7 protein-coding genes are annotated in these 6365 nt (G+C 66.1%); 3 read left to right on the forward strand and 4 right to left on the reverse strand.

All coding sequences use genetic code 11. The features are described from left to right. The first annotated feature begins 56 nt into the window (after nt 1–56). Nucleotides 57–1151 (forward strand): citrate synthase/methylcitrate synthase, encoded by a 1095-nt coding sequence (locus I6F38_RS32100; RefSeq protein ID WP_225163234.1) that lies wholly within the window; start codon nt 57–59, stop codon nt 1149–1151. A 325-nt stretch (nt 1152–1476) separates the two neighbouring features. On the opposite strand, the gene I6F38_RS32105 is transcribed toward I6F38_RS32100, so the two are convergent. Continuing rightward, nucleotides 1477–2115, reverse strand: a complete 639-nt coding sequence (locus I6F38_RS32105) for a DnaJ domain-containing protein (RefSeq protein WP_028338207.1) — start codon at nt 2113–2115, stop codon at nt 1477–1479. A gap of 109 nt (nt 2116–2224) precedes the next feature. Here I6F38_RS32105 and I6F38_RS32110 point away from each other — a divergent pair, with 109 nt between their 5' ends. Together I6F38_RS32110 and I6F38_RS32115 are read left to right on the forward strand one after the other, a co-directional pair. Next, nucleotides 2225–2500 carry a BolA family protein gene (locus tag I6F38_RS32110; protein WP_028338206.1) on the forward strand — a complete coding sequence of 92 codons (276 nt, stop codon included), beginning with the start codon at nt 2225–2227 and terminating at the stop codon, nt 2498–2500. A 118-nt stretch (nt 2501–2618) separates the two neighbouring features. Continuing rightward, a complete protein-coding gene (locus I6F38_RS32115) occupies nt 2619–3068 on the forward strand; it encodes a hypothetical protein (protein ID WP_225163235.1) in 450 nt (149 codons plus the stop codon). 146 nt (nt 3069–3214) lie between these two features. On the opposite strand, the gene I6F38_RS32120 is transcribed toward I6F38_RS32115, so the two are convergent. The 3 genes from I6F38_RS32120 to I6F38_RS32130 all read right to left on the reverse strand — a co-directional run bounded on the left by I6F38_RS32120 (nt 3215) and on the right by I6F38_RS32130 (nt 6359). Then, a complete protein-coding gene (locus I6F38_RS32120) occupies nt 3215–4522 on the reverse strand; it encodes an HlyC/CorC family transporter (protein ID WP_057015543.1) in 1308 nt (435 codons plus the stop codon). 117 nt (nt 4523–4639) lie between these two features. After that, nucleotides 4640–5782 (reverse strand): 3-dehydroquinate synthase, encoded by a 1143-nt coding sequence (gene aroB / locus I6F38_RS32125; RefSeq protein ID WP_225163236.1) that lies wholly within the window; start codon nt 5780–5782, stop codon nt 4640–4642. Nucleotides 5783–5792: 10 nt separating this feature from the next. After that, nucleotides 5793–6359 carry a shikimate kinase gene (locus I6F38_RS32130; protein ID WP_225163239.1) on the reverse strand — a complete coding sequence of 189 codons (567 nt, stop codon included), beginning with the start codon at nt 6357–6359 and terminating at the stop codon, nt 5793–5795. Between the last annotated feature and the right edge of the window lie 6 nt (nt 6360–6365).

A 6365-nucleotide genomic window follows, 5' to 3' on the forward strand; every position in this document is an offset into this window, starting at 1 on the left:
TTGATCAACTCGTCGAGAGGCCGGACCTTGAGGGGGTGAAGCAAGGAGATCAGGCCATGAATATGCATCTCACCAAGAGCCAGATCGGTCTGGACGGCGTTCCTGCCGCCGAGACCGTGTTGAGCCATGTCGACGGCGAGCGCGGCGAATTGATCATCGCCGGCGAGCACGTCGCGGACCTCGCGGACAAGTCGAGCTTCGAGGGCGTCACGGCGCGGCTGTGGAACGGCGCCACCGGCAAGTCGCTGAGTGAAGCCAATGTCCGCGCCAGCCTCGGCGCCGCCCGCGAACGCGCCTTCGCCCGCCTGCCGGACCTGCTGCCGACGACGCGCGGCATGTCGATCGTCGACGGCTTCCGGGCCGCGATCGCGGGCCTGCGCGGCGAGAACGGGCTTGAGCATGAGGCGACCATCGTCGGCGCCTTCCCGGTGATTGCGGGCGCCTTGGTCCGGCACGCCAAGGGACACGACCCGATCGCGCCGGACCCGAATGCCGGCCACGCCGCCGACACGCTGCGGATGCTGCTGGGCCGCAAGGTCGAGCCGCGCGAGGTCGCAGCGCTCGACGCCTATCTCGTCACGGTCTGCGACCACGGCATGAATGCGTCGACCTTCACCACGCGGGTGATCGCCTCGACGCAGGCCGATCTGTTCGCGGCGATCACCGGCGGCTATTGCGCGCTGACCGGCCCGCTGCATGGCGGCGCACCTGAGCCGGTGCTCGAAATGCTGGACGCGATCGGCACACGCGAGCGCATCAAGCCCTGGGTTGACGGCGCGCTGGCGCACGGCGAACGGCTGATGGGATTCGGTCACCGCGTCTATCGCGTGCGCGACCCGCGCGCCGACGTGCTGAAGGTCGCGATCGAGCGCCTCGAGGCCAGTGGTGCCGACCTGCCGTTTGCCGGCGAGGTCGAGGCCTACATCCGCGAGGCGCTGCGGAAAAAGAATCCGGAGCGGCCGCTCGAGACCAATGTCGAGTTCTTCACCGCGATCCTGCTCGACGGGCTGGAAATCCCGCGGCAGGCGTTCACGCCGATCTTTGCCACCGCGCGCGCCGCCGGCTGGACCGCGCACGCCCTGGAGCAGCGGCGCACCGGGCGCCTGATCCGGCCGAGTTCGTCCTATGTCGGGACGGTGCCGAAGGGGTGAGGGCTAACCACGAACCGTAGCCCGAATGGAGCCAACGGGTCGCGCGAACGCGCGCCCGACGACAGGCTCCGCGAAATCCGCGAACGGTCTTGCCACGGATCGAGGGGTCCCGGATTGCGCTGCGCTTCATCCGGGCTACAAAACTGCACCGTTGGACGATGGCGGAGCCACACACTCCGCCGTCGTCCCGGCGAAGGCCGGGACCCATACGCCGCGGCCCATCGATGGGGCAATCGGGCAGACATCTTGTGCAAACGATAACGGCCGGTGGTTATGGGCCCCTGCTCCCGTGCGCAACTGCGCACTAGGCAGGGGCGACGAGACTTCAGGCCTCGCGCACCACGGTCTTCAGATAATTGTACGCCTTGATGATCTCGATCAGGCGATCCTCGGTGGAGCGGTCGCCGCCATTGGCGTCGGGATGGTGCTGCTTGACCAGCGCCTTGTACTTCGACTTGACGTCTTCGAGCGTCGCCTCGGCCCCGAGCCCCATCACCTGCAGCGCCTTGCGCTCGGCGTTCATGACCTTGCGGGTCTCGGGCTTGGGCTCCGCGCCACCCGGTCCGGGGCGCCAGCGGCCGCGGCCGTTGAGCTCGGAGAATACGTGGAACGGATCGGAGGCGGCATCGAGACCGCTCTCGCCCTTCTTGCCGTTGTTGGCGCCCATCTTCCAGGTCGGACGGTGGCCGGTCAGCGCGTCCTTCTGGTAGCGCGCGACGTCGTCAGGATTCATACCCTGGAAGAAATTGTAGGACTGGTTGTATTCGCGGACGTGGTCGAGACAGAAGTGCCAATACTCGCGCGAATTCTCGCGGCCTTTCGGGGCGCGATGCGCGCCCTTGTTCTGGCAACCCGCCCACTCGCAGGTCACGGCCTGCTCGCCGGCCTGCGCCTGGCGCTTCGCACTGACCTTGGTCGGCTTGATGCGAATGGAGTCGAAGAATTTTGATGAATCGATCGGCATGTTCTCTTTGACTACGCAATGCACAAATCTTCAAGTCTTGACATTGCGCGGACCTCGTTTCCCGCTTGCACCATTGACGAAAAGCTGTCGCGAACCTAACTCCGCCGCCATGAGCACCAAAGACGCTATCATAAACAAGTTGCGTGAAGCTTTCTTGCCGGAAAGCCTCGACGTCGTCGACGAGTCACATCTGCATGAGGGCCACGCCGGCCACAGGCCAGGCGGGGAGACGCACTTTCGGGTATATATTGTGTCTCCGGCCTTCGAAGGGAAGAGCCGGATCGAACGGCATCGCATGATAAATGCGACGCTGGCGCAGGAACTCGCCGGCTCGGTGCATGCGCTGGCGATCCACGCCCACGGCCCCGGGGAAAAGCCGCGCTAGTTCGCGCTTGCCTCAAGACGAAGCAGTGGTTTTCCTCTATGAGAACAGGATGGACCTGCTCCCTGCGTGAGCAGGTGAAACTACGGATTGCACCGCCACGCATGATATGGGGCCATTGATGATCCCTTGCTGGCCACGTTTCCGGTCGATCGTCACCGCCGCCGGCCTGCTCCTGATCTGCGCGATGCGCCCGGCCTCGGCGCTGGACATGCCGAGCCCGTTCGTCCAGGAGGTGCTGATCAAGAGCATCCTGGTCTCGCTCAACGATGCGGTGGCGGCGAACAATTTCACCGTGTTCCACGCCAAGATCTCAAAGCCGTTCCGCGACCAGTTTCCGCCCGACAAGCTCAAGACCATCTTCAAGGATCTGGTCGACAAGCACGCGGTGTTCGACGCCGTGGTCGCCAAGCCGATCGTTCTCGACGATGACGCCAAGATCGACGACAAGGGCGTGCTGCGGCTGAAGGGGCATTTCGACACCACGCCCAAGCAGGTGAAGTATCAGCTCGGCTTCATCCCCTCCGACGGCGCCTGGAAGCTGTCGGGCATCTCGATCGATATCGAGTAGGCCAGCTCGCTTCGTGAACCGTCATCCTGAGGAGCGCGCAGCGCGTCTCGAAGGATGCACGGCCCGGCCGGTGGCCGTCGCCCCTTCGAGACGCGCGCGATGCGCGCTCCTCAGGGTGACGGTTCTGGCAAACTGCCCAATGCGACCTAGAACGCCGTCCCCGCCCGCTTCGGCTTCTTCTCCTCCAGCTCGGCCTCGCGCGGGACGGCGACGATGCGCAGCGCGGTGATGCGGTTGCGCTCGCGGCGGAGCACGCGGAAGCGGAAGCCGTGGAAGGTGAAGCTCTGGCCGCGCTCCGGGATCGAGCGCGCCTCGTGGATCACGAGGCCGGCGACGGTGGTCGCCTCCTCGTCCGGCAGGCGCCAGTCCATCGCGCGGTTGAGATCGCGGATCGGCACCGAGCCGTCGACCACGACCGAGCCGTCCGGCTGCGCCCGCACGCCGGCAACGACGACGTCATGCTCGTCGGAGATGTCGCCGACGATCTCCTCCAGAATGTCCTCCAGCGTCACCATGCCTTCGACCTCGCCATACTCGTCGACCACGAGGGCGAAGTGGGTCTTGCGGCGACGGAACGCCTTCAGCTGTTCGGAGACCGGACGCATCTCCGGCACGAACCAGGGCGGCAGCGCGATCGCGGAGGCATCGATCGCCGACATGTCACCCTCGTTGGCGCGCATCGCGCGCAGCAGGTCCTTGGCGTGGAGCACGCCGACGATGTTCTCCGGCTTCTCCCGCCACAGCGGGATGCGGGTGTATTCGCTCGCCAGCACCTCGCGCACCAGTTCCTCGGGCGGCAGGTCGGCGTTGACCATGGTCATCTCGGTGCGATGGACCATGACGTCGGAGACCTGCAGCTCGCTGAGATCCAGCAACCCGCCGAGCATGTCGCGATCCTGCTTCTCGACCTTGCCCTCGTGATGCAACAGATCGACCGCACCGCGCAGACGTTCGGTCGGCGACAGCACCGCCTGATGCGCCCCGACCTTGATGCCGAGCAGCTTCATCAGCGCCAGCACGATGGTCTCGATGATGGTGAGCAGCGGCCCCAGCACGAAGATCGTCAGCCGCATCGGCCGCGCGACCAAAAGCGAGATGCGGTCGGGCGCGTTGATCGCGATGGTCTTGGGCAGCACCTCGGCAAACACCACGACCATCACGGTCATGACAGCGGTGGCATAGAGCACGCCGACGTCGCCGAACCAGGCGGTGAACACGCCGGTCGCCAGCGCCGAGGCGCCGATATTGGCGATGTTGTTGCCGAGCAGCAGCGCGCCGATCATGCGCTCGCGCATGTTGACCAGCTTGGAGACCACACCGGCATCAGTGTTGCCCTGCTTCGACAGCCGCAGCATGCTGGCGCGCGAGGCGCCGGTCAGCGCCGTCTCACTCGCCGCGAAAAACGCCGAGATGAACAGGCAGAGCAGCACGATCGAGAAGGTGAACCATCCCACTGAACTGATCCGTGGCTAGAGCATGATCCGGAAAAGTGTGTAGCGGTTTTCCGAAAAGATCATGCTCAAATCAAAAAGATAGAGCGGGATGACGATCCGAAGGAGAGGCATCCCGGTCTAGGCCTTCAGCTTGGCTTGCAGGAAGTCGCGCACCGGCTGCGGCTCGACATTGTTGGCGATCACGGCGCGGCCGACGGCCTCCAGCAGGATGAAGGTGAGCTTGCCGCGCTTGACCTTCTTGTCCTGCGCCATCAGCGCCAGGAGCGCGTCGGCGTCGGCAAGGCCTTCCTGCGCGAAGCCTGCGATATCCTGCAGGCGCGTCGGCAATCCGACCGCGGACAGATGATGTGCGATGCGCCCCGCATCGTCGGACGAAATCATGCCGAGCTGCGCCGAGAATTCCGCCGCCAGCACCATGCCGACCGCGACGCCCTCGCCGTGGAACAGCCGGTCGGAGAAGCCGGTTGCGGCTTCCAGCGCATGGCCGAAGGTATGGCCGAGATTGAGCAGCGCCCGCTCGCCGGTCTCGCGCTCGTCGCGCGAGACGACGCCCGCCTTGGCGCGGCAGGAGGTTGCGATCGCGTGCTCGCGCCCGGCGCCGCCAGCGAAGATGTCGGTGTGGTTCTTCTCGAGCCAGGCGAAGAAGGCCTCGTCGCCGAGGATGCCGTATTTCGCAACCTCGGCGTAGCCGGCGCGGAACTGGCGCGGCGACAGCGTGTCGAGCACCGAGGTATCGGCGATAACCAGCACCGGCTGGTGGAATGCGCCGATCAGGTTCTTGCCCTGCGGCGAGTTGATGCCGGTCTTGCCGCCGACGGAGGAATCGACCTGCGCCAGCAGCGAGGTCGGCACCTGCACGAAATCGACGCCGCGGCGCAGGATCGCGGCTGCGAAGCCGGCGAGATCGCCGACCACGCCGCCGCCGAGCGCGATGACGAGGTCATTGCGCTCGATCTTCGCCGCGATCAGCGCCTCGCTGACCTCGGTCAGCGTGGCATAGCTCTTCGAGCCCTCGCCCTCCTCGACCACGATCCGCGACGTCGGCAGGCCAGCGGCGGCAAGCGACGCCTCGGTCGGCTCCAGCCAGTGCTTGGCGACGGTGCGGTCGGTGACGATGGCGGTACGCACGCCGGGCCGCAGCGCCGCGATACGCTCGCCGAGCGACTGCAGCACGTCGCGGCCGATGACGATGTCATAGGCGCGGTCGCCGAGCGCGACGTCGACGGTAACGGAGGCAGAATGTTTCAAGGGCGCAGTCATGAGGTCGCGTTCAATCCATCACAGGTGGTTGCTCGTCGGCCGGACGCGCACCGCACAGATGCGCATGCAGGGCCTCGAGGCATTCGTCGACGATGCGGTCGTGCGGCACGTCGCGCGAGGCAATCGTCAAATCGGCGGTGCCGTAGACCGGCTCGCGCTCGCTGAGCAGGCGGTTGACGGTCGCCTCCGGGTCGGGGGTGTGCAACAGCGGACGATCGGCGCGGCGGCGCACCCGGCGCATGATGATATCACTGTCGGCCTTGAGCCAGATCGAGATCGCGCGGTCGCGGATCCGGTTGCGGGTCTCCTCGCGCATGAAGGCGCCGCCGCCGGTCGCCAGCACGACCGGGCCATTGCCGAGGATGCGGGCGATCACCCGCGCCTCACCGTCGCGGAAATACGGCTCGCCCTTGCTCTCGAAGATTTCCGGGATCGTCATGTCCGCCGCCGCCTCGATCTCGGTGTCGGCACTGGTGAAATCGGCGCCGGCATGGCCGAGGTAGTCGGAGAAATCGGTGAGGTCGCGCCGGTAGGCGTCGAGCGTGTTGGCGCCGGCGCCCTGTTCCGCGGCGAGCATGTCGAG

This window comes from Bradyrhizobium sp. BRP56, from assembly GCF_020194035.1.
GTDB classification, from domain to species: domain Bacteria; phylum Pseudomonadota; class Alphaproteobacteria; order Rhizobiales; family Xanthobacteraceae; genus Bradyrhizobium; species Bradyrhizobium australafricanum.